The sequence below is a fragment of the Streptomyces brevispora genome (assembly GCF_007829885.1).
Lineage (GTDB): Bacteria > Actinomycetota > Actinomycetes > Streptomycetales > Streptomycetaceae > Streptomyces > Streptomyces brevispora.
Genome location: NZ_VIWW01000001.1, coordinates 392,963 through 413,988 on the forward strand (window position 1 = coordinate 392,963; position 21,026 = coordinate 413,988).

The window sequence follows — 21,026 nt, forward strand, 5'->3', positions numbered from 1 at the left end:
CGCCCGGCCCCCGGAGCCAGCGATGCGCCCCGCACCCCCGCGTACTCTCTTCCCCGTGTCTGCCCCGTCGCCGCATCACGTCGCCGTCCTCGTGCTCGAGGGTGCGAAGCCTCTCGATGTCGGAATTCCCGCGCAGGTGTTCACGACGCGCGCGAGCATGCCGTACGAGGTGCGGGTGTGCGGAGCGGCCCCCGGCCTCGTGGCCGGCGGCGACGGCCTGTCGTACTACGTCGCCCACGGCCTGCACGCACTCGAGTGGGCCGACATCGTCTTCGTCCCCGGCTACCGGTTCCCGGACCGCGACGACCCGCCGCAGGCCGTCGTCGACGCGCTGATCGCCGCCCACGAGCGGGGCGCGCGGCTCGCCGCCATCTCGACGGGCGCCTTCGCGCTCGCCGCCACGGGCCTGCTCGACGGCAAGCGCGCCACGACGCACTGGCACTACACGCGGGCACTCGCGGCGAAGCGTCCGCTCGTCCAGGTCGACGAGAACGTTCTCTTCGTCGACGAGGGCAGCGTGCTGACGTCGGCCGGCGCCGCCTCGGGCATCGACCTGTGCCTGCACATCCTGCGCGGCGATCTCGGGGTGGCCGCGGCGAACCACGCGGCCAGGCGCCTGGTAGCGGCCCCCTACCGCAGCGGCGGTCAGGCGCAGTACGTGCCGCGCAGCGTGCCCGAGCCGCTCGGCGAGCGGTTCGCCGCCACCCGGGAGTGGGCGCTGCACCGGCTCGGTGAGGCACTCACCCTGGAAGTGCTCGCCCGGCAGGCGTCGGTGTCGCCGCGCACGTTCTCGCGACGCTTCGTCGAGGACACGGGATACACACCGATGCAGTGGGTCATGCGCGCCCGCATCGACGTGGCCCGCGAACTGCTCGAGCGTTCGCAGCGGAGCGTCGAGCAGATCGCCGCCGACGTCGGTCTGGGCACCGGTACGAATCTGCGGCTGCACTTCCATCGCATCCTCGGCACCACGCCGAGCGAGTACCGGCGCACCTTCGCCCAGGGCGAGTAGCCCGCCACCACCTCGTGGCACGATCCTTTCGGACCGTGGCGATCACGCCGCTGTCACCGGCGCACGCCACGCGCGAACCTGATGGTGAACCCGAAGGGACACCACTCATGACTCGCATCGCCATCAACGGATTCGGCCGCATCGGACGCAATGTGCTGCGCGCACTGCTCGAACGCGACAGCGACCTCGAGGTCGTCGCCGTCAACGACCTCACGGAGCCCGCCACCCTCGCGCGGCTGCTCGCCTTCGACACGACGGCGGGCCGGCTCGGCCGCCCGGTGAACGTCGACGGGGACACCCTCGTCGTCGACGGCCGTCGCATCACCGTGCTCGCCGAGCGTGAACCGGCGCGGCTGCCGTGGGCCGAGCTCGGAATCGACATCGTGCTTGAGGCGACCGGCCGCTTCACGTCGGCCACGGCCGCCCGCGCCCACATCGAAGCCGGTGCCAAGAGGGTGCTCGTCGGCGCGCCGTCGGACGGCGCGGACGTCACGCTCGCGTACGGCGTCAACAACGACGCGTACGACCCGGCCCTGCACACGGTCGTCTCGAACGCCTCGTGCACGACCAACGCGCTCGCGCCGCTGGCCGCGGTGCTCGACGAACTCGCGGGCATCGAGCACGCCTTCATGACGACGGTGCACGCCTACACCCAGGAGCAGAACCTCCAGGACGGCCCGCACCGTGATGCCCGCCGCGCCCGCGCCGCGGGGGTGAACATCGTGCCGACGACGACGGGCGCCGCCAAGGCGATCGGTCTCGTACTGCCGAATCTCGACGGCAAGCTGTCGGGCGACTCCATCCGCGTGCCGGTTCCGGTGGGCTCGATCGTCGAGCTCAACACCACGGTGGCCCGCGAGGTGACGCGCGAGGACGTGCTGGCGGCGTACCGGGCCGCGGCGGAGGGGCCGCTCGCCGGCGTCCTCGAGTACTCGGACGACCCGCTCGTGTCGTCCGACATCACGGGCAATCCGGCCTCGTCGATCTTCGACTCGGCCCTCACCCGCGTCGAAGGCCGCCACATCAAGGTGGTCGCCTGGTACGACAACGAGTGGGGCTTCTCGAACCGCGTGATCGATACGCTCGGGCTCCTCGCCAACGGCTGACCGGAAGCCGGGGCGGACCGGCGGGTTCGGGCGGGCCGGCTTGCCGGGGCCGGCGCCGCTCCCGCCGCTCCGCGACCGGCACCGGTCCTCGCCCCACGCCGAGCGTCGACCGGGCTTCCACGGCAAAGCCCTTTCCCCCGCAGCAGGGCGAGGCGCCTCAAGGCCGAGCACTCCAGGCGGCGAATGGGGCGAACTCGGGCGATCGGTCACACCCATGTGGCCGGCCCGACGTTCACGTGTCCGCGGCGTCGCGCGTTCCCGGTCCAGCGGAAACGACGTGTGGGTGACCTTCATCCCGTCGAACGGAACCGACGAGGAAGATCACCCACAACAGCGCTTTCGGGCCGGAGTCAGGAACGGGGCTCCTGCGACTGGCCGCTACGCTCCGCGTTCCGCTCCTTGATGCGCACCGTCTCCTTACGGACCTCGGCCTGCGTGGCGCGCTCCTTGCGCAGCCACTCGGGGTCGTCCTGCTTCAGCGCGTCGATCTGCTCCGTGGTGAGGGCGTCCGTGACGCCACCGCGCGCGAGGCCGGAGATGGAGACGCCGAGCTTGGCGGCGACCACCGGCCGGGGGTGCGGGCCGTTGCGTCGCAGTTCCTGCAGCCACTCGGGCGGATCGGACTGGAGTGCCGCCAGCTCGGTGCGCGAGACGACACCCTCCTGGAACTCGGTGGGGGTGGCCTCGAGGTACACACCCAATTTCTTCGCCGCGGTCGCGGGCTTCATGGTCTGGGTGGTCTGGTGCGACGTCATGGAGTCAAGAGTATCGAGCGTGTGCGCCACCGCTGACCACGACCGGTAACCTGGCGGGGTGACAGGCTCGGAAGCAACCCCTTCGTTCCGGCTCGCGTACGTCCCGGGGGTGACGCCCACCAAGTGGGTGCGGATCTGGAATGAGCGCCTGCCCGACGTCCCCCTCGCCCTCGTCGCGGTGCCCGCCGCCGAGGCGTCGGCCCTGCTGCTCGATGGCGGCGCCGACGCGGGCTTCGTACGGCTGCCGGTCGACCGGACGGATCTCAGCGCGATCCCCCTCTACACCGAGGCGACCGTGGTCGTGATCCCCAAGGACCACGTGGTCGCGGCCGTCGACGAGATCTCCGTCGAGGATCTGGCCGACGAGATCGTGCTGCATCCGCTGGACGACACCCTCGGCTGGGACGGCCTGCCCGGCCTGCCCGCGATCGAGCGCCCGGCCACCACGGCGGACGCCATCGAGCTGGTGGCGGCCGGGGTGGGCGTCCTCGCCGTCCCGCAGTCGCTCGCCCGTCTGCACCACCGCAAGGACCTGACGTACCGGCCGCTCACGGGCGCACCCGAGTCGCGCATCGCGTTGTCGTGGCCGCAGGACAAGACCACCGACCTGGTGGAGGACTTCATCGGGATCGTCCGGGGCCGGACGGTGAACAGCACCCGGGGCCGCAGTACGGCGCCCGCGGCCCAGCCGAAGCGCAAGGCCCCGGAGACCGGCGGTGCCCGGCGCAAGCCCGCGGCCGGCGCGGCCACGGGGAAGGGCGCCCGGAGCGGTTCCGGCGGCGCGAAGGGGACCAAGGGTTCCCGAGGTGCGAAGGGCGCTGCGGGCGCCAGGCGTGGAAAGCCCGGCCGTCGACCGTAACGGCGAGATTGTCAGACCCGGCAGGCAGGATCGGTGGTCATGACGCACATCGAACGCCCGATGCCGCCCCTGAACGCCGACGAGCGCACCAATCTGGAGAGCTGGCTCGACTTCTACCGGGCCACCGTGGCCGTGAAGTGTGACGGACTGGCCGACGAGCAGGTCCGCCGCGCTTCCGTGCCGCCGTCGTCGCTGACGCTGCTGGGCCTGGTCCAGCACCTGGCAGAGGTGGAGCGGAACTGGTTCCGCCGGGTGCTCGCCGCTGAGGACGCCCCGTCCATCCATGGCGCACCGGCCGGTCCGGGCGGCCAGGACGGGGGTTTCGAGATCTCCGCCGACGCCTCCTTCGCGCAAGCCCTCGCGACGTGGCAGGGCGAGATCACCGTGTCCCGTGCCAACTGTGCGGTGCGAACGCTGGAGGACACCGCCCCCTTCATGGGCGGCGAGGTGAGTCTGCGGTGGATCTACACGCACATGATCGGTGAGTACGCCCGCCACAGCGGCCACGCCGACCTGCTCCGCGAGCGGACCGACGGCAGCACCGGAGCATGACGGTACGGAGTGGGAGTGGGTGCGGGGCCGTTGTCGCGTTCGCCACACTCCTCCACCACATGCGCCCGGCCCGTCACCCGTGAGCGGTGTTTCGCCGCGCCCGGCCGTCGGAGCCGCGCGGCCGGATGTCAGGATGGTTCCATGACGAGCAAGGTTTACTTCGACATCACCATCAACGACGAGCCCGCCGGGCGGATCGTCTTCAATCTGTTCGACGACGTCGTTCCCAAGACCGCGGAGAACTTCCGCCAGCTGGCGACCGGCGAGCACGGCTACGGCTACAAGGGTTCGTCCTTCCACCGGGTCATCCCCGAGTTCATGCTCCAGGGCGGTGACTTCACCCGCGGTGACGGCACCGGCGGCAAGAGCATCTACGGTGCGAAGTTCGACGACGAGAACTTCAAGCTGGCGCACACCAAGCCCGGCCTGCTCTCCATGGCGAACAGCGGACCGAACTCCAACGGTTCGCAGTTCTTCATCACGACCATCGTGACCTCGTGGCTGGACGGCAAGCACGTGGTGTTCGGCGAGGTCGCCGACCAGGAGAGCCTTGACCTGGTCACGAAGATCGAGGGTCTCGGCTCGCAGAGCGGCCGGACCAAGGCGAAGGTCACCATCGCCGACTCCGGGGTGCTCTGATCCCGACCCGCTGACCGACCAGCTGACCGGACGCGCCGGCCGACGAACACCGTCGGCCGGCGCGTTCGTCGTCTGCCGCCGCTACCGCTACCGCCATCACCATCGCCACCGACTGTCAACGGAAGGTTGACAGCAGATCCACTGTCAACCTAAGGTTGACGCATGGTGAATCCAGTGAGTCCCACGAATCCGGTCCGTCTCGACGACCTCATCGCAGCCATCAAGAAGGTCCACCCCGACGCCCTCGACCAGCTCCAGGACGCCGTCATCGCCGCCGACAACCTCGGCGACGTGGCCGACCACCTGATCGGCCACTTCGTGGACCAGGCGCGGCGCTCCGGCGCCTCCTGGACCGAGATCGGGAAGAGCATGGGGGTGACCCGGCAGGCCGCGCAGAAGCGGTTCGTCGCCAAGGACCCCGGTGAGCCGTCCGACCTCGACCCCAGCCAGGGCTTCGGCCGCTTCACCCCGCGCGCGAAGAACGTCGTGATGGTCGCCCAGAACGAGGCACGCGCCGCGGGCAACAGCGAGACCGGCACCGAACACCTCGTGCTCGGGCTGCTCAGCGAGCCGGAAGGGCTCGCGGCGGCGTTCATCAAGGCACAGGGGGTGTCCTTGGACACCGTCCGCCAGGCCGCCACCGCGGCCCTGCCGGCGGCCTCCGACGAGGAACTGCCCGCACTGCTCCCCTACAACGCCGATGCCCGCAAAGTGCTGGAGCTCACCTTCCGCGAGGCGCTGCGGATGGGGCACAACTACGTCGGCACGGAGCACGTCCTGCTCGCCCTGCTGGAGCACGAGGACGGTTCGGGGCTGCTGACCGGTCTCGGCCTCGACAAGGCGACCGCGGAGGCGGCCATCACCGAGGCGCTCGCGCTCATCACCTCCGCACACGACGAGGACTGACCACACCCCGCACCCCGCGTCCGGGGCCCGAGGCGGAGTGCCCGGGGCGCGGCGCCGGACCCGCGGTACGGCTGGCACCTCGTACCGGCGGTGCGGATCCGGCGCCTGCCGGCGGTGCGGCGCAACGGCCGGACCGCCGCACGCGTCGCGGCCCCGGGTTCCGTACCTTCAGCGGGCCCCGGTTTCGAGGCGGAGGCTCCATCGGCGGGGCAGGCCGGTCAGCGTGACGGTGGAGAGCGGGCGGACGTCGACGTTCCAGTACGTCGACGGCGGGGCCCGCAGCGCGTAGACGAGGGCGGCCCGGACGACGGCCGGTTCGGCGACGGCGACGATCGACCCGTCGCAGGCGGGGCGGGTGTCCAGCCAGCCGCCTATCCGGGAGATGAACGCGAGCAGCGGTTCGCCGCCGTGCGGCGCGGAGCGCGGGTCCGAGAGCCAGACATCCACGGCCGCCGGTTCGCGTGCGGCGACATCGGCGAGGGTGCAGCCGCGCCACCGTCCCATGTCGCAGTCGCGCAGGGCGGGCTGGACCATCGGGGCGAAGCCGAGCGCGTCGCCGGTGGCGCGGCTGCGGGCGGTCGGTGAGCAGTAGCGCAGCTCGGCCGCGCCCAGCGGCACCAGGGCCGCGGCGGCGAACCGCACCTCGTGCCAGCCGGCCTCGTCGAGCGGCCGGTCGTCGTCGAAGCGCTCGCCGAGCAGGGAGGAGCTTCGCGCCGCGGCGACGAGTGAGACTCGAACACTCATGGCCGTGATCGTGGATCCGATCGTCCCGCAGGTCAAGAGTCCGGTCGGAAGCGCTTCCGGCTCAGTCGAACGTGAGGGACATCCACTTGGCCGGGCTGTCGAGCGGCTTGAAACCGACCTTCTCATACACACCGTGGGCGTCCTCCGTGGCGAGCACGAGCCTCCGGACGCCGGTCCGGGCGAGATGGTCGCGCGCCGCGGTGACGATCCTTCCGCCGAGGCCGTGGCCGCGGGCTGCGCGGTCGACGTACACATCGCAGAGCCAGGCGAAGGTGGCATGGTCGGTCACCACCCGGGCGTACGCGGCCTGTTCGCCCGACGCGAGGTCGTAGGCGCCGAAGTTGAGCGAGCCGGCGATGGCCAGATCCTGGTGCTCCCGGGTACGGCTGAGCGCCCAATAGGCGTCGGTAGAGAGCCAGTTGTGGATCCTGGACGCATCCAGCCGCGACGGGTCGGACGAGATCTCGTAACGCTGCTGGGGAGTTTCGGTCATGCCCGGAGATTAGCGGCCGGCTCACCCAGGGCGCCTCCCCAGGCCGTGTGCAGTCGTCGCACGCCCTCGGCGATCTCGGCCGTCCCGGCGACGGCGGCGTAGCTCAACCGGACGTGGGGCGCCGGGGGTTCGGCGCAGAAGTACGGCCGTCCCGGCGCGATGGCGACACCGGCGCGCAGGGCCGCGGAGACCATGGCGGACTCGTCCGTACCGGCTCCGGCATCGGGCAGGCCCACCCAGAGGCTGCCCCCGCCCGCCGGGATGTACGGGAGCGCGAGAGCGGGCAGGTCCCGGCGGAGCGCCACGGTCATCGCGGTGCGACGGGCCCGCAACTCGGCCGACAGGGAGCGCAGATGGCGGCCCCAGGCCGGTGTGCCGACGAGTTCGAGCGCGGCCCCCTGGAGCGGGCGGGGAACGAAGAAGCTGTCGACGACCTGGATGGCGCGCAGCCGTTCGAGTACCGGGCCACGCGCGGCGAGGGCGCCCACCCTGAGGCTGGGCGAGGTCACCTTGGTGAGGGAACAGACATGGACGACGACTCCGTCGGGGTCGTCGGCGGCCAGCGGTCGCGGCAGCGGGCCGGCGTCGTCGTGGACGAGCTGGCGGGCGAAGTCGTCCTCGATGACGAACGCCCCCGCCTCCCTGGCGATCCGGACGATCTCGGAGCGCCGGGCCGGGGCGAGGACCGCGCCGGTCGGGTTCTGGAACAGCGGCTGACAGACGAAGACCCGGGCGCCGGTGGCCCGGAAGGCCGCGGCGAGCAGCTCCGGCCGTACGCACCGGCGGCGCCGGGCGCGGCCGGTGACCGCACCGGGCGTACCGCCGGTCGCGGCCACTGCCACTGCCACTGCCCCTGCCACCGCCACCGCCACCGCCACCGCCACCGCCACCGCCACCGCCACCGGGCGAAACTGCCGGCCGGACATAGACTTGTCCATATGGACCGCGATGCGTGAGGAGGTCACTCCCGATGGAGGCACACGCGGGCGACCGGCTGGTGACGCACGGCAGGACCGTGGGGCAGCGGGACCGGGTCGCAGAGATCGTCGAGGTGCTCGGTGACGGGGGCACTCCCCCGTACCGCGTCCGCTTCGACGACGGACATGAACACCTTCTGGCACCCGGCCCCGACAGCGTCGTCCGGCACGACGCCGCGCAGGACCGGATTCCTGGACCGTAGGGCCCCGCCGCCGGACGGCGTCGCGCGGGACCCGGCCGCTCAGCCGGGCGGGCGCACGCGCGCCCGGTAGTGGTCGGCCACCACCCGCGACATCGCACCGATCCGGTCCGCGGTCACGCTCTTCCCCGAGAAGTAGACGTGGCCGCGGGCCTGGTCGTATCCGGCGGCGAAGTCGATGTGCCGGGAGAGTTCCGCCGGGTTCTGCCAGGCCTCGGGCTGGGCCGGATCGCCGGCTTTGTAGAGCGCCTCCCCGATGAAGAGATCGACGCCCGTGCCCCGTACGACGTCGTTCCACCAGGGCAGCAGCGCGGCGTAGTCGGCGGCGGCGAAGCCGATGTTCCAGTAGAGCTGCGGGCAGATGTAGTCGATCCAGCCCTTCTTGATCCAGCCTCGGGTGTCGGCGTACAGATCGTCGTAGGTCTGCACCCCGGCCGCGGTCCGTGAGCCGTCCGGGTCGGTGGAGGCGTTGCGCCACACTCCGAACGGGCTGATGCCGAACCGGACGGCGGGCTTGGCCGCCTTGATCCGATCGGCGGTCTCCTTCACCAGTTGGTCGATGTTGGCGCGCCGCCAGGCCGCCTTGTCGGCGAAGCCCGCACCGTACTTCTCGTAGGCGGCCCCGTCCGCGAAGGACTGCCCTGCGACCGGGTACGGATAGAAGTAGTCGTCCCAGTGGACGGCGTCGATGTCGTAGCGGCGGACCGCGTCGAGCATCGCGTCCTGGACGAAGCTCCGGACCTCGGGCAGGCCCGGGTTGTAGTAGAGCTTCCCGCCGTACGGCACGACCCAGTCGGGGTGCAGCCTGGCGGGGTGGGTGGCGGCCAGCCGGGAGGGGTCGGTGTGGTTCGCGACCCGGTACGGGTTGAACCAGGCGTGCAGCTCCAGACCGCGGCTGTGCGCCTCCTCCACGGCGGTGCCGAGCGGGTCCCAGCCGGGGTCCTTGCCCTGGACGCCGGTGAGGCACGCGGCCCACGGCTCGTGCGGCGAGGGCCACAGCGCGTCGGCGGCCGGGCGGACCTGGAGCATCACCGCGTTCAGCCGCCGGTCGACGGCCTCGTCGAGGTACGCGACCAGCTCGGCCCGCTGCGCGGAGGCGGACAGTCCCGGTTTCGAGGGCCAGTCGATGTTCTCGACGGTCGCCACCCACATGCCCCGGAGCTCGCGCCGCAGCGCGTCGCGGGATCTGCCCGCCGGGTCCGCGCGCCCGTCGTCGGGCAGGACCGCGGCGGTGGTCGTCTCACCGGCCACAACGCCCACGGCGGCCGACGCCGGTGAGGCCACCACCGCCGCCACCGTCCCGGCCGCACCCGCCGCACCGGCCACAAAGTTCCTTCTAGCGATTTGCCGCATTTCTCTGCACCTGCCGTTTCTATGCGTTCGTCCGAGCCCCGGATTTCGGGGCCGGGGCCGAGCATGCCCGCCCCGGCCCGCTATCTCCGGGAAGGCGCGGAGTAACGTCGTGGGGTCGAGGCGGAGCCCGGAACCGAACGGAAGCCGCCGCACGGAGAACAGTGAAAGGCACGAGGTGACGGACTCTATGGCGGACATTGCGCGCGTCGGAGTGGTGGGCTGCGGCCAGATGGGCGCAGGCATCGCGGAGGTGTGTGCCCGCAGCGGCCTCGATGTCAGAGTGGCCGAGACCACCGGCGAGGCGCTGGAGATCGGTCGCACCCGGCTCTACAACTCCCTCTCCAAGGCCGCCGAGCGCGGCAAGATCACTGAGGAGGAGCGCGACGAGACTCTTGGACGGCTCACCTTCACGACCGACCTGGGTGAGTTCGCCGACCGCGATCTCGTCATCGAGGCCGTCGTGGAGAACGAGCAGGTCAAGACCGAGATCTTCCAGGTGCTGGACCAGGTGGTGACCCGGCAGGACGCGATCCTCGCCTCCAACACCTCCTCGATCCCGCTGGTGAAGCTGGCCGTCGCGACCTCGCGCCCCGATCAGGTCATCGGCATCCACTTCTTCAACCCGGCCCCGGTGCAGAAGCTCGTCGAGCTGATCCCCGCGCTGACCACGTCGGACGAGACGGTCAAGCGTGCCGAGGCCGTGGTGCAGGACATACTCGGCAAGCACCCGATCCGCGCCCAGGACCGGTCGGGCTTCGTCGTCAACGCGCTGCTGATTCCGTATCTGCTCTCCGCGATCCGGATGTTCGAGTCGGGTATCGCCAGCCGCGAGGACATCGACAACGGCATGGAGATGGGCTGCGCCCACCCGATGGGTCCGCTCAAGCTCGCCGACCTGATCGGTCTGGACACCGTGGCCTCGGTCGCCGACTCGATGTACGCCGAGTACAAGGAGCCGCTGTACGCCGCTCCCCCGCTGCTCCAGCGCATGGTGGACGCGGGCCGGCTCGGCCGGAAGACGGGGTCGGGGTTCTACCCGTACGCCTGACACCGCTCACCCGAGCGGGTGCGAGCGGCCGGCCGACTGCTCGCACCCGCTCGGGCCGGTTCAGCCCAGCCGTAAGTGGTGCAGCATCATGAGCCCGGCCGCCATGCCCGCGGCCGGCACCTCACCGCGGGCGATCATGTCGGGCACCAGTTTGAGCGGTATCCACTCGCGGCGCGAGGACTCGAAGGCGTCGCAGGGGTGGCCGGTCCAGTCGGCCTCCTCGCCCCAGTAGAAGTGGTGCCGGGCGTCGGTGAGCCCGTTCGACGGTTCCACGGTGAGTAGCGGGCGCAGCGCCCCGGGCCGCCAGCCGGTCTCCTCCTCCATCTCCCGGGCGGCCGCCTCGGCGAGACCCTCACCGTCCTCGACCACGCCCGCGGCGAGTTCCCAGCCCCAGCTGTCGGTGATGAACCGGTGCCGCCAGAGCAGCAGGACCTCGTTCGCCTCGTTGACGACGGTGGCCGCGGCGACGGGGCGGAGCCGGATGACGTAGTGGTCGAGGTGGTCGCCGTCGGGAAGGACGACATCGGCCAGATTGACCCGGAACCAGCGATTCTCATACACAGTCTGTTCGTTCAGGTTCGTCCACTGCACAGTTCTGCCACCTTCTGACTAGTAGGTGGCCATATCGCAGCAGACCAGCACTCACAGCGGTACGCGCAGCGATCCGTCGATGAGCTCCGCGGCCCGTTCCGCCTCGGCGCTGCCGCTCGCGACCAGATGCTGGCGCACCGACCGCAGCCGGTCGCGCAGCCGCTGCGACTCCATGCCCCTGGCCCGTTCGGCCATCTCGACGGCCGTGACCGCCGCCCGGTCGGCCTCGCCCTGCCGCAGCTCGATCGTGGTCAGCATGGCCAGCCGGTGTACCCGGCCCCGGTCGTGCGCGGGGGTGCGCACCGCGGCCGCCGCGTGCTCCCTGGCCGAGGTCAGATCGCCGAGGCCGAGCAGCGCCTCCGCCACCTGGACGTTGACCAGGCCCGGCTGGACGTACCCCGTCTCGTCCGGCTCCTGGCCCGGCCGGATGCGCGCGGCCTCGGACTCGGCGCGACGGATGCACTTCAGGGCGCTGCCCCCGTCGCCGAGGTGGGCATACGCCTTGGCCTGCATCGCATGCAGATCGGCCGCCAGCGCCGGGGTGATGTCGCGTCCGGCGGCCCGCAGCGCCGCCTCGGCGAAGGCGACGGACTGCCGGTAGTCGGCCAGGAACAGCGACTGGTTGACCAGCAACGCGATCACATAGCCGCCGAGCCCCCGGTCCCCGCTCGCCTTGGCCAGCCGCAGCGCCTGGTGGAAGTAGCGCTGGGCGAGTCCGTGGGCGTCGGAGTCGTAGGCGCAGATTCCCGCGACGGCCACCAGCCCGCCCGTGGCCCGGTGCAGTTGACGCCCCATCGCATCGCTGTAGCCGCCGCGCAGCAGCGGCGCGGTCTCGGTGTTGAGGAAGCCGACGATGCGCGAACGCGTCGCCATGCCGCCCGCCCTGCGGTACATCAGTTCGTAGTGGGCACGGGCGGCGCGCAGTGTCGCTATGTCGGCCATGCTGACGCGGGTAGGGCCGGTACGGGACACATCGGTGTCCTCCGGCGGGTTCTCCCACTCCCACACCGGCATCACCGCGGTGGTTCCGGTGACGGCCGGGGCCGCGACGACGTGCGGGCGCTGCTGTTCGTCGGAGCGCCACAGCGCGGTGGCCCGTTCGACGAATCCGGTGAGCGAGCAGCCCTGCGCGGGCACGTGGCCGCCGTGACCGGCCATGCCGATGTCATCGAGCGAGACGGCCCTGCGCAGACGGTTGCCGAGCACTTCGCAGATCAGGTCGGGCACCTGGCCGCGCGGCCGCTGGCCCTTCAGCCAACGGGCCACGGCGGTGTGTTCGTACCGCAGGCACAGCCCCCTGCCGCGGCCGGCCTGGTTGACGTGCGCGGCGAGCCCGGCCCGGGAGAACCCGGCCTCGTCGATCAGAGCCTCTAGCAGAGTGTTGGGCTCCATTGCCCCCATTGCCCCCTCCGGTGGGTCGGCACGCCAGGACGTGTCGCCCCAGTGGAGCACGATTCACACGGGGTGTGAACGGAATGCCCGAACCGTCCCTCTGCGCACTCTGTCGCGCCGGTCGGCGGATCGCTTGACTGAGTCCCTCGCAAGAGGCGGCCGGGTCGTCTGCTCCCCCTCGTACAGCACGACGACCCGCACCCGCGCCGTTCGCTCTGCCGACCTGCCCGACGCTCCGCGGCAGCGCGGACGGCGCCGGACCGCGCAACCCACTGCCCACTGATCGGAGGGTGGCTGCGGGGTCGGCCGGGCACCGGGTTCCCCCGGACCCGGTCGGGGCCCGCGTGCGGTCCTCCGCCTCCGGCGAGCACACAGGAGGGGCGTATCCGGTGGCCGGATACGCCCCTCCTCTCTGTGCGTGGACCCGCGCGGACCCGTGTGGGGCCGTGTGGGGCCGTGTGGACCCGTGTGGCGCCGTCAAGCGCCGCGCAGCACCGCACCCGTGCGCTCGTTGGCCAGCGCCACCGCGGCGTCGCGGGCGGCGGTGGCCTCGTCGACGGTCAGCGTGCGGTCCGCGGCACGGAACCGCAGCGCGTACGCCAAGGACTTGCGGCCCCCGCCGATCTGCTCACCCGTGAAGACGTCGAACAGCCGCAGCGATTCGAGGAGTTCACCCGCGCCCTCGCGGAGCGCCTGCTCCACCTCGGCGGCGGGAACGTCCTCGGCGACGACCAGTGCGACGTCCTGGGTCGCCACCGGGAAGGTGGAGATCCGCGGTGCCTGCAGGGCGCCGTCGACGGCCTGCTCCAGTACGTCGAGCTCGACCTCCATCGCGCAGGTGCGCTCGGGCAGGTGGAGCTCCTTGATGACGCGCGGGTGCAGCTCACCGGCGTGTCCCAGGAGCGTCTCCTCGCCGTCGACCCTCACGTACAGCGCGGCGCAGCGGCCCGGGTGCCACGGTGCGTGCTGATCGGCGCGAACGGTGACGGCAACGCCCGCCTCACGGGCGATGGTACGGGCGGCCTCGACGGAGTCCGCCCAGTCGGCCGGGCGGCCCCCGCCCCACCAGCCGGCCTGCTCGCGGGCGCCCGCGAGGACGACGGCGGCTCGGCGCGGCTGACGCGGCAGCGCGGCGTCGAGCGAGGCGATCTCCTCGTCGGAGGGGCGCCGGTCCACGGGCAGCCGGACGGGCTTCGTCTCCTGGCCGGTCGGCCGGAAGACCAGACCGGTCTCGAAGAGCGCGAGGTCGTGGCTGCCGCGTCCGTCGTTGCGCCGCAGTGCGCCGAGGAGGCCCGGCAGCAGCGTGGTGCGCAGCGACGGCTCCTCGTCGGAGAGCGGGTTGACGAGGCGGACCGTACGGCGGCGGTCGTCGTCCGCGTCCAGGCCCAGCTGGTCGAGGACGGCCTCACCGGTGAACGGGTAGCTCAGCGCCTCGACGTAGCCGGCGCCGGCGAGCGCCCGGCCGATCCTGCGGTGCAGCCGCTGGCGGTCGGTGAGCCCGCGGCCGGACGGCGGGGTCGGGAGCGTGGACGGGAGGTTCTCGTAGCCCTCCAGCCGGATGACCTCTTCGGCCAGGTCGTTCGGCTCGTTGAGGTCGGGCCGCCAGGACGGTGCCGTGACGAGCAGTTCGTCCTGTCCGTAGACGGCGCAGCCGACCTCCTGGAGGCGGCGTACGACGGTCTCGCGTCCGTAGCCGACACCGGCCACCTTGTCGGGGTGGTCGGCCGGCATCGAGATGGTGCGCGGCCCGGACGGGGCCGTCACCTCGGTGACGCCCGCCTCGGCCGTGCCACCGGCGAGGAGCACCAGCAGGTCGACGGTGCGCTGTGCCGCCGCGGCCGCGGCCTGCGGGTCGACGCCGCGCTCGAAGCGCTTGGACGCCTCGGAGGACAGCTTGTGGCGGCGTGCGGTGCGGGCGATCGAGATCGCGTCGAAGTGCGCGGCCTCGATGACGACCTCGGTGGTACGGGCGCCTTCGGCGGCGTCCGCGATCTCCGTGTTGGCCCCGCCCATGACGCCGGCCAGACCGATCGGCCCGCGGTTGTCGGTGATGACGAGGTCGGCCGCGTCCAGGACGCGGACGGTGCCGTCGAGGGTGGTGAGCTTCTCGCCCTGCTCGGCGCGGCGCACCCCGATCGGACCGTCGATACGGGTCCGGTCGTAGGCGTGCAGCGGCTGGCCGAGTTCGAGCATCACGTAGTTGGTGACGTCGACCGCGAGCGAGATCGGCCGCATCCCGGCCTTCTGGAGCCGGCGCTGCATCCAGATCGGGGAGCGTGCCTCGGGCTGCAGACCGACCACGGTGCGCGCGGTGAAGCGGGAGCAGCCGATCGGGTCGGCGACCTGTACCGGGTAGCCGTACGCGTTCGGCGCGGGCACGTCCAGGAGCGCCGGGTCGCGCAGCGGCAGGCCGTAGGCGATGGCGGTCTCACGGGCGACACCGCGCATCGAGAGGCAGTAGCCGCGGTCGGGCGTGACGGCGATGTCGAGGACCTCGTCGACGAGCTGGAGCAGCTCGATCGCGTCGGTGGCGACCTCGTGCTCCGGCGGCAGCACGATGATGCCGTGGGTGCCGTCGTCGCCCATGCCGAGCTCGTCGGTGGAGCAGATCATGCCGTGCGAGGTCTTGCCGTACGTCTTGCGCGCGGCGATCGCGAAGTCACCGGGCAGCACGGCGCCGGGCAGGACCACGACGACCTTGTCGCCGACGGCGAAGTTACGGGCTCCGCAGACGATCTCCTGCGGCTCGCCGGTGCCGTTGGCCGTGCCGACGTCCACCGTGCAGAAGCGGATGGGCTTCTTGAAGCCCTCCAGCTCCTCGATGGTCAGCACCTGTCCGACGACCAGCGGGCCCTTGAGGCCGGCGCCGATCTGCTCGACCGTCTCGACCTCCAGGCCGACGGCGACGAGCTTGGCCTGTACGTCACGGCCGGTCTCGGTGGGCGGCAGGTCGACGTACTCCCGCAGCCAGGAAAGCGGGACGCGCATCAGATCTCCATCCCGAAGGGCCGGGTGAACCGGACGTCACCCTCGACCATGTCTCGCATGTCTTCAACGTTGTGGCGGAACATCAGCATTCGCTCGATACCGAAGCCGAAGGCGAATCCGCTGTACTTCTGGGGGTCTACGCCGCAGGCGATGAGCACCTTGGGGTTGACCATTCCGCAGCCGCCGAGCTCGATCCAGCCCTCGCTGCCGCAGGTGCGGCAGGGGCGGTCGGGGTTGCCGACGGACTCGCCGCGGCAGACGTAGCAGACCATGTCCATCTCGGCGGACGGCTCGGTGAACGGGAAGAAGTTCGGCCGCAGCCGGGTCTTCATGTCCGGGCCGAAGAGCGCCTGGACCATGTGGTCGAGGGTGCCCTTGAGGTCGGCCATGGTGAGGCCCTCGTCGACGGCGAGCAGCTCGATCTGATGGAAGACCGGGGTGTGCGTCGCGTCCAGCTCGTCGGTCCGGTAGACCCGGCCGGGGCAGACGACGTAGACGGGGGGCTCGCGGTCGAGCAGGGTGCGGGCCTGGACCGGCGAGGTGTGGGTGCGCAGGACGACACCGGACTCGTCGTTCTTCGCGCCGTCGGCGCCCTCGACGAAGAAGGTGTCCTGCATCTGCCGGGCCGGGTGGTCGGGCACGAAGTTCAGGGCGTCGAAGTTGAACCACTCGGCCTCGGCCTCGGGGCCCTCGGCGACCTCGTAGCCCATGGCCACGAAGACGTCGGCGACGCGCTCCATGATTGTCGTCAGCGGGTGGCGGGCGCCGGCCGGGGTGCGGTCGTACGGCAGCGTGACGTCCACCGCCTCCTCGACCAGGACCCGGGCGTCGCGCTCGGCCTCCAGCTCCGTCTGACGGGCGGCGAGCGCCCTGCCCACGGCGGCGCGGGCCTGGCCCACGCGCTTGCCCGCCTCGGCCTTGGCCTGCGGCGGCAGCGCGCCGATCTCGCGGTTGGCGAGCGACAGGGGCGAGGTACCTCCGGTGTGCGCGGTCTTCGCCTGGGCGAGCGCGTCGAGGTCGCCCGCGGCGGCGAAGGCGGCGAACGCCTCGTCCCGGATGCGCTCGATCTCTTCCGGTTTCAGTGCCTCGACCTCGACTGGGTCGTACGACTTGTTCGGTGCCGACATCTCTTCCCGTACTTCCGATTGGCTGATACTGCGCTTACCGGGGGGATGCCCCCGGATCCCCGTGGCCCCGCTCGACGACTGGAGGACGCAAAGGTGCCAATGGTCGAGTCTACGGGGCACGGGATGTGTGGGGCGCCCGTGGGCCGCTCACGCCAGGTAGGCGGGCGTGCTCACGGGCAGGATAAATCGGAACTCGGCGCCGCCGCCGGGGCCGCGGCCCACGGTGATCGTGCCGCCGTGCGCCTCGACGATGCCCTTGACGATGTAGAGGCCCAGGCCGGTGCCGCCGCGCTTGCTCCCCCGCCAGAAGCGGGTGAAGACACGGCCCATCGACTCCTCGGGGATGCCGGGACCTTCGTCGCTCACGGTGACGGCCGTTCCCTTCTCGTCGCTCTTCGCCGGTGCGGGTGCCACCTCGATGGTGACGGTTCCCTCGCCGTGGCGCACCGCGTTTTCCAGCAGGTTGCCGAGTACCTGGTCGACCTTGTCCGGGTCGGCCCACACCGCGGGCAGCGGCTGGCAGGTGCGGACGAGGAAGCGGTCGGGTTCCTGGCCGTTCGCGGTGAGCGCCTGGATGTGGCGCTCCACCGCGGCCGAGAGGTCGACGGGCTGGCGGCGCAGCTCCAGCCGTCCCGAGTCGATCCGGGAGATGTCGAGCAGTTCCGTGATGAGCCGGGTGACCCGGTTGGCATCGGCGTAGACGGTCTCCAGCATCAGCCGCTTCTGGTCGTCCGTGAACCGCTCCCACTTGGCCAGCAGCGTGGCCGTGAACCCCTTGACGGAGGTCAGCGGCGAGCGCAGTTCGTGGGCGACGGTGGCGATCAGCTCGGCGTGGCTGCGCTCGGTACGGCGGCGGGCCTCGGTGCCGCGCAGGCTGATCACCAGCCGGCGAACGGGCCCGGTCGGGCTCTCGCGTACGTAGCGTGCGGAGACGAGGACCTCGCGGCCGCCGGGCAGCAGCAGATTCCGTTCCGGCTGGCCGACCCGGGTGGCGAGGCCGCCGTAGGGGTCGGTCAGCTCCCACCAGCGGCGGCCCTTGAGGTCTTCCAGCGGCAGCGCGTGGGTGAGCGGGCGGCCGAGGGCGGCGGCCCTGGGCATGGCGGTGATCCGTGCGGCGGCGGCGTTGAAGCAGATGACCCGGCCGGTCTCGTCCGCGACGACGAGGCCGTCGGGAAGGTCGTCGGGATCCAGGGCCGGGCCACCGGGTCCGGTGTCCGGGACGGACCCGCCGTCCGGGTCCGCGGCGGCGCGCACGACGGCCGCGTGTGTCGCCTGCGGTCCGCTCATGCCGACAGCCATATTCCCGTACCCCACCTCTCGAACCGGTGCAGTGGGCCCCCGAGTTCGTCACCCTACTAGTCGTCGGTGACGGAGCGACACCCTGCGGTGCTCCCCGCCGGCGAGCGGCTGTCCGGGGCGGGTCAGCCGGTGCCGCGGCGCGGGCGCTGGGCGCGCGCGGAGGCGTACAGGCAGACAGCGGCGGCGGTGGCGAGGTTGAGGCTCTCCGCCTTGCCGTGGATCGGCACCCGTACGACGGCGTCGGCCAGGGCCCGGGTCTCCTCCGGCAGGCCCCAGGCCTCGTTGCCGAAGACCCAGGCGGTCGGGCCGCCCATGGTGCCGGCGTCGAGTTCGTCGTCGAGGTCGTCCTCGCCCGCGCCGTCGGCGGCGAGGATCCGCACACCCGCGTCCCGCAGTCCCTGCACGGCGTGCTCGACCGGTACGCCGACGGCGACCGGCAGGTGGAAGAGCGAACCGACGGACGCACGCACGGACTTGGGGTTGTAGAGGTCCACGGAGGCGTCGGTGAGGACGACCGCGTCGGCGCCCGCGGCATCGGCGCAACGCAGCACCGTGCCGGCGTTCCCGGGGTCGCGGACGTTCGCCAGGACGGCGACCAGTTTCGGCTGCGCGGCGAGGATCGACTCGAAGGGCGAATCGAGGAAGCGGCAGACGCCGATCAGCCCTTGCGGGGTGACGGTCTGCGACACGTCGGCGAGCACCTCGCTGTCGGCGAGGTGCACCCGGGCGCCCGCGGCGAGGGCGGCCTCGATGATGGACTCGTAGCGCTCGGCGGCCTCGACGGTGGCGAACAGCTCGACGAGGGTCGCCCCGCCGTCGCTGCCGCGGTGTCCCGCGGCCTCGCGCACGGCCTGCGGCCCCTCGGCGATGAACCTGCGCTCCTTGCCGCGGAAGTTGCGCCGGGCCAGCCGCCGGGCGGCGGCGACCCGTGGCGATCGCGGGGAGATCAGTTCGGGGGTGCCCATGGTCGGCGGCGAGCCTCTCTGCGTTACGAAGGTCCGGGTCGTGCGGCGCACCGGAGGAGGGTGCGGGTGGTGCAACGCACCGGACCCGCAGACGGCGAGCGCCTGCGGGTCCGGCTCAAAACCAGGAAGTGCGGCCCTGAATCAGGCGGCCTTCGGGGCGTTGACGTCGCTCGGGAGGGCCTTCTGGGCAACCTCGACGAGGGTCGCGAACGCGTTGGCGTCGTTGACCGCGAGCTCGGCCAGGATCTTGCGGTCCACCTCGATGTTGGCGGCCTTCAGACCCTGGATGAGGCGGTTGTACGTCATTCCGTTCTGGCGGGCAGCGGCGTTGATGCGCTGGATCCACAGCTGACGGAAGTCGCCCTTGCGCTTCTTGCGGTCGTTGTAGTTGTAGACCAGGGAGTGGGTGACCTGCTCCTTGGCCTTGCGGTACAGGCGCGAGCGCTGACCGCGGTAACCCTTGGCGGCCTCGAGAATTGCCCGGCGCTTCTTGTGGGCGTTGACTGCCCGCTTGACGCGTGCCACTTGTTAACTCCTTGTAGCGGGGCCGTGGTCGTACTCACACGGCCCGGAAACGAATTGGTCCCGGTCGGATCGAGGACGTGCCCCCGGGTTCACCGGGGACGACGGCCTCACTTGCCGAGAAGCTTCTTGATCTTCTTGGCGTCGGCCGGAGCCACGACGACCGTGCCGGTCAGCGAGCGGGTCTTCTTGGACGACTTGTGCTCGAGCAGGTGGCGCTTGCCGGCCCGCTCCCTGAGCACCTTGCCGGAGCCGGTGATCTTGAAGCGCTTGCTGGCACCGCTGTGCGTCTTGTTCTTCGGCATCGCGCCGTTCTCTCCTCGTCAGTGGCGCCCCTCTCGGTGCGGGGCACCGGACTGCAGGGGCGTCAGATCTTGGTGGGATTCCGGGGGGACCCGGGGGCGCCTGGATGGCTGCCCCCGGAGGTCACGCCTCGGAGGGTGTCTCGGCCGAAGCCTCGGAGGACGCTTCGGCCGGAGCCTCGGCAGCCTCGTCCGCATCCTCGGCGTCCGGGGTGTACCCCTGACGCTCCGCCTTGCGGGCGGCCTGGGCCTCGCGGGCCTCGGCCATGGCTTCGGTCTTCTTCTTGTGCGGGCCAAGAACCATGATCATGTTCCGGCCGTCCTGCTTCGGGTTGGACTCGATGAAGCCGAGTTCCTCCACGTCCGAAGCGAGACGCTGGAGCAGTCGGAAGCCCAGCTCGGGGCGGGACTGCTCACGACCACGGAACATGATCGTGATCTTGACCTTGTCGCCCTGCTTGAGGAACCGGACGACGTGACCCTTCTTGGTGTCATAGTCGTGCGGGTCGATCTTCGGCCGGAGCTTCATCTCCTTGATGACCGTGTGCGCCTGGTTCTTGCGCGCCTCACGGGCCTTCATGGCCGACTCGTACTTGAACTTCCCGTAGTCCATGAGCTTGCACACGGGCGGACGGGCGGTAGCCGCCACCTCGACCAGGTCGAGGTCGTACTCCTGTGCAAGTTCCAGGGCCTTGGCAAGCGGGACAATCCCGACCTGCTCGCCGCTGGGACCGACAAGTCGCACCTCGGGTACGCGAATCCGGTCGTTGATGCGGGGCTCGGCGCTGATGGATCCTCCTCGGTAGCACCACGCGGCCGCCTGGCGGACAGCCACGTAACGTCTGTTTCGACAGACCAACCGCGTGGAGGCAAGAAAAATGCCCCGGACGGGACACAGGCGGGGCTCCTGGAAAACCGGAACACCGCCGCGGTCAACCGCGGGGCGCATCGAGCGGCTCCATCGTCCGTACGGAACGATGGGCGCCACCTGACCGGTGACCCGCCGTCCAAGGGACAGTCGGGTGGGAGATCGGAGCCTCCACTTGTGGGCCGGGCACATAGATGCCCAGCCGGTCGTTACACAAGGTTAGCAGCTCCGCCGGGCTGGTGCGAACCTCGCGCGTGGAGCCGTGACTCCTGAGGTCAGGGGTGCGACTCCGGGGAAGGGGACACCGGGCCGTGGGCCTATCGTATGG

At 71.4% G+C, this 21,026-nt stretch carries 21 protein-coding genes and 1 pseudogene; 8 read left to right on the top strand and 14 right to left on the bottom strand.

Annotation, left to right across the window (positions count from 1 at the left end; genetic code table 11):
• Positions 1 to 55 precede the first annotated feature (55 nt).
• Both FHX80_RS01840 and gap read left to right on the top strand, forming a co-directional pair.
• A complete protein-coding gene (locus FHX80_RS01840) occupies positions 56 to 1,012 on the top strand; it encodes a GlxA family transcriptional regulator (RefSeq protein ID WP_145762491.1) in 957 nt (318 codons plus the stop codon).
• A gap of 107 nt (positions 1,013 to 1,119) precedes the next feature.
• The gene (gene gap, locus FHX80_RS01845; RefSeq protein WP_145762492.1) at positions 1,120 to 2,118 is read left to right on the top strand and encodes a type I glyceraldehyde-3-phosphate dehydrogenase; all 999 of its coding nucleotides are present in this window, start codon (positions 1,120 to 1,122) and stop codon (positions 2,116 to 2,118) included.
• Between the two features lie 350 nt (positions 2,119 to 2,468).
• Here the strand turns inward: gap and FHX80_RS01850 are convergent, their stop codons facing one another.
• Complete coding sequence (locus FHX80_RS01850; RefSeq protein WP_145762493.1) at positions 2,469 to 2,873, bottom strand: DUF5997 family protein; 405 nt, start codon at positions 2,871 to 2,873, stop codon at positions 2,469 to 2,471.
• 58 nt (positions 2,874 to 2,931) lie between these two features.
• Between FHX80_RS01850 and FHX80_RS01855 the strand changes: the two genes are divergently transcribed.
• The 4 genes from FHX80_RS01855 to FHX80_RS01870 all read left to right on the top strand — a co-directional run bounded on the left by FHX80_RS01855 (position 2,932) and on the right by FHX80_RS01870 (position 5,829).
• Positions 2,932 to 3,732 carry a LysR family substrate-binding domain-containing protein gene (locus FHX80_RS01855; RefSeq protein ID WP_145762494.1) on the top strand — a complete coding sequence of 267 codons (801 nt, stop codon included), beginning with the start codon at positions 2,932 to 2,934 and terminating at the stop codon, positions 3,730 to 3,732.
• A 39-nt stretch (positions 3,733 to 3,771) separates the two neighbouring features.
• Positions 3,772 to 4,284 carry a DinB family protein gene (locus FHX80_RS01860; RefSeq protein ID WP_145762495.1) on the top strand — a complete coding sequence of 171 codons (513 nt, stop codon included), beginning with the start codon at positions 3,772 to 3,774 and terminating at the stop codon, positions 4,282 to 4,284.
• 141 nt (positions 4,285 to 4,425) lie between these two features.
• Positions 4,426 to 4,923 (top strand): peptidylprolyl isomerase, encoded by a 498-nt coding sequence (locus tag FHX80_RS01865; RefSeq protein ID WP_145762496.1) that lies wholly within the window; start codon positions 4,426 to 4,428, stop codon positions 4,921 to 4,923.
• 162 nt (positions 4,924 to 5,085) lie between these two features.
• Positions 5,086 to 5,829, top strand: a complete 744-nt coding sequence (locus FHX80_RS01870) for a Clp protease N-terminal domain-containing protein (RefSeq protein ID WP_145762497.1) — start codon at positions 5,086 to 5,088, stop codon at positions 5,827 to 5,829.
• Positions 5,830 to 5,997: 168 nt separating this feature from the next.
• Here FHX80_RS01870 and FHX80_RS01875 read toward each other — a convergent pair whose 3' ends face one another.
• From FHX80_RS01875 to FHX80_RS01885, 3 genes and pseudogenes are all read right to left on the bottom strand, one after another.
• Positions 5,998 to 6,573 carry a histidine phosphatase family protein gene (locus FHX80_RS01875; RefSeq protein WP_145762498.1) on the bottom strand — a complete coding sequence of 192 codons (576 nt, stop codon included), beginning with the start codon at positions 6,571 to 6,573 and terminating at the stop codon, positions 5,998 to 6,000.
• A 61-nt stretch (positions 6,574 to 6,634) separates the two neighbouring features.
• Positions 6,635 to 7,066: a GNAT family N-acetyltransferase gene (locus FHX80_RS01880; protein ID WP_145762499.1), complete on the bottom strand. Its 432-nt coding sequence runs from the start codon at positions 7,064 to 7,066 to the stop codon at positions 6,635 to 6,637.
• Positions 7,063 to 7,842: pseudogene (locus tag FHX80_RS01885) on the bottom strand (aminotransferase-like domain-containing protein); the annotation flags it as partial. The pseudogene FHX80_RS01885 and the gene FHX80_RS01880, both read right to left, overlap by 4 nt.
• Before the next feature lie 194 nt (positions 7,843 to 8,036).
• Between FHX80_RS01885 and FHX80_RS01895 the strand changes: the two are divergent.
• Positions 8,037 to 8,246, top strand: a complete 210-nt coding sequence (locus FHX80_RS01895; RefSeq protein WP_145762500.1) for a DUF1918 domain-containing protein — start codon at positions 8,037 to 8,039, stop codon at positions 8,244 to 8,246.
• 39 nt (positions 8,247 to 8,285) lie between these two features.
• Here the strand turns inward: FHX80_RS01895 and FHX80_RS01900 are convergent, their stop codons facing one another.
• A complete protein-coding gene (locus FHX80_RS01900; RefSeq protein ID WP_145762501.1) occupies positions 8,286 to 9,596 on the bottom strand; it encodes a glycoside hydrolase family 10-like protein in 1,311 nt (436 codons plus the stop codon).
• Between the two features lie 187 nt (positions 9,597 to 9,783).
• On the opposite strand from FHX80_RS01900, the gene FHX80_RS01905 reads away from it, so the two are divergent.
• A complete protein-coding gene (locus tag FHX80_RS01905) occupies positions 9,784 to 10,644 on the top strand; it encodes a 3-hydroxybutyryl-CoA dehydrogenase (protein ID WP_123468575.1) in 861 nt (286 codons plus the stop codon).
• A gap of 60 nt (positions 10,645 to 10,704) precedes the next feature.
• Here the strand turns inward: FHX80_RS01905 and FHX80_RS01910 are convergent, their stop codons facing one another.
• The 9 genes from FHX80_RS01910 to infC all read right to left on the bottom strand — a co-directional run bounded on the left by FHX80_RS01910 (position 10,705) and on the right by infC (position 20,665).
• Positions 10,705 to 11,235 (bottom strand): NUDIX domain-containing protein, encoded by a 531-nt coding sequence (locus tag FHX80_RS01910; RefSeq protein ID WP_145762502.1) that lies wholly within the window; start codon positions 11,233 to 11,235, stop codon positions 10,705 to 10,707.
• A 51-nt stretch (positions 11,236 to 11,286) separates the two neighbouring features.
• Entirely contained in the window at positions 11,287 to 12,627 is a 1,341-nt protein-coding gene (locus FHX80_RS01915) for an NsdA family TPR-like regulatory protein (RefSeq protein WP_145762503.1), read from the bottom strand.
• A 477-nt stretch (positions 12,628 to 13,104) separates the two neighbouring features.
• Positions 13,105 to 15,615, bottom strand: coding sequence for a phenylalanine--tRNA ligase subunit beta (gene pheT, locus FHX80_RS01920; RefSeq protein ID WP_145762504.1), 2,511 nt, complete (start codon positions 15,613 to 15,615; stop codon positions 13,105 to 13,107).
• Positions 15,615 to 16,742 carry a phenylalanine--tRNA ligase subunit alpha gene (pheS, locus tag FHX80_RS01925; protein WP_145762505.1) on the bottom strand — a complete coding sequence of 376 codons (1,128 nt, stop codon included), beginning with the start codon at positions 16,740 to 16,742 and terminating at the stop codon, positions 15,615 to 15,617. The genes pheT and pheS overlap by 1 nt, the downstream gene beginning before the upstream one ends.
• A gap of 147 nt (positions 16,743 to 16,889) precedes the next feature.
• The gene (locus tag FHX80_RS01930) at positions 16,890 to 18,041 is read right to left on the bottom strand and encodes a sensor histidine kinase (RefSeq protein ID WP_145762506.1); all 1,152 of its coding nucleotides are present in this window, start codon (positions 18,039 to 18,041) and stop codon (positions 16,890 to 16,892) included.
• 122 nt (positions 18,042 to 18,163) lie between these two features.
• Positions 18,164 to 19,006 (bottom strand): TrmH family RNA methyltransferase, encoded by an 843-nt coding sequence (locus tag FHX80_RS01935; protein ID WP_145762507.1) that lies wholly within the window; start codon positions 19,004 to 19,006, stop codon positions 18,164 to 18,166.
• A gap of 141 nt (positions 19,007 to 19,147) precedes the next feature.
• Positions 19,148 to 19,531 carry a 50S ribosomal protein L20 gene (gene rplT / locus FHX80_RS01940; RefSeq protein WP_145762508.1) on the bottom strand — a complete coding sequence of 128 codons (384 nt, stop codon included), beginning with the start codon at positions 19,529 to 19,531 and terminating at the stop codon, positions 19,148 to 19,150.
• Positions 19,532 to 19,638: 107 nt separating this feature from the next.
• A complete protein-coding gene (gene rpmI / locus FHX80_RS01945) occupies positions 19,639 to 19,833 on the bottom strand; it encodes a 50S ribosomal protein L35 (protein WP_003970213.1) in 195 nt (64 codons plus the stop codon).
• A gap of 121 nt (positions 19,834 to 19,954) precedes the next feature.
• Positions 19,955 to 20,665, bottom strand: a complete 711-nt coding sequence (infC, locus tag FHX80_RS01950) for a translation initiation factor IF-3 (protein WP_244318110.1) — start codon at positions 20,663 to 20,665, stop codon at positions 19,955 to 19,957.
• Positions 20,666 to 21,026: the final 361 nt, after the last annotated feature.

What these genes read in the sequence shown, in the direction of transcription:
- gap (WP_145762492.1), top strand. Translation starts at nt 1,120, where the DNA reads ATGACTCGCATCGCCATCAACGGATTCGGCCGCATCGGACGCAATGTG.
- FHX80_RS01850 (WP_145762493.1), bottom strand. Translation starts at nt 2,873, where the DNA reads ATGACGTCGCACCAGACCACCCAGACCATGAAGCCCGCGACCGCGGCG.
- FHX80_RS01860 (WP_145762495.1), top strand. Translation starts at nt 3,772, where the DNA reads ATGACGCACATCGAACGCCCGATGCCGCCCCTGAACGCCGACGAGCGC.
- FHX80_RS01865 (WP_145762496.1), top strand. Translation starts at nt 4,426, where the DNA reads ATGACGAGCAAGGTTTACTTCGACATCACCATCAACGACGAGCCCGCC.
- FHX80_RS01870 (WP_145762497.1), top strand. Translation starts at nt 5,086, where the DNA reads ATGGTGAATCCAGTGAGTCCCACGAATCCGGTCCGTCTCGACGACCTC.
- FHX80_RS01875 (WP_145762498.1), bottom strand. Translation starts at nt 6,573, where the DNA reads ATGAGTGTTCGAGTCTCACTCGTCGCCGCGGCGCGAAGCTCCTCCCTG.
- FHX80_RS01880 (WP_145762499.1), bottom strand. Translation starts at nt 7,066, where the DNA reads ATGACCGAAACTCCCCAGCAGCGTTACGAGATCTCGTCCGACCCGTCG.
- FHX80_RS01895 (WP_145762500.1), top strand. Translation starts at nt 8,037, where the DNA reads ATGGAGGCACACGCGGGCGACCGGCTGGTGACGCACGGCAGGACCGTG.
- FHX80_RS01900 (WP_145762501.1), bottom strand. Translation starts at nt 9,596, where the DNA reads ATGCGGCAAATCGCTAGAAGGAACTTTGTGGCCGGTGCGGCGGGTGCG.
- FHX80_RS01905 (WP_123468575.1), top strand. Translation starts at nt 9,784, where the DNA reads ATGGCGGACATTGCGCGCGTCGGAGTGGTGGGCTGCGGCCAGATGGGC.
- FHX80_RS01915 (WP_145762503.1), bottom strand. Translation starts at nt 12,627, where the DNA reads ATGGAGCCCAACACTCTGCTAGAGGCTCTGATCGACGAGGCCGGGTTC.
- pheT (WP_145762504.1), bottom strand. Translation starts at nt 15,615, where the DNA reads ATGCGCGTCCCGCTTTCCTGGCTGCGGGAGTACGTCGACCTGCCGCCC.
- pheS (WP_145762505.1), bottom strand. Translation starts at nt 16,742, where the DNA reads ATGTCGGCACCGAACAAGTCGTACGACCCAGTCGAGGTCGAGGCACTG.
- FHX80_RS01930 (WP_145762506.1), bottom strand. Translation starts at nt 18,041, where the DNA reads ATGGCTGTCGGCATGAGCGGACCGCAGGCGACACACGCGGCCGTCGTG.
- FHX80_RS01935 (WP_145762507.1), bottom strand. Translation starts at nt 19,006, where the DNA reads ATGGGCACCCCCGAACTGATCTCCCCGCGATCGCCACGGGTCGCCGCC.
- rpmI (WP_003970213.1), bottom strand. Translation starts at nt 19,833, where the DNA reads ATGCCGAAGAACAAGACGCACAGCGGTGCCAGCAAGCGCTTCAAGATC.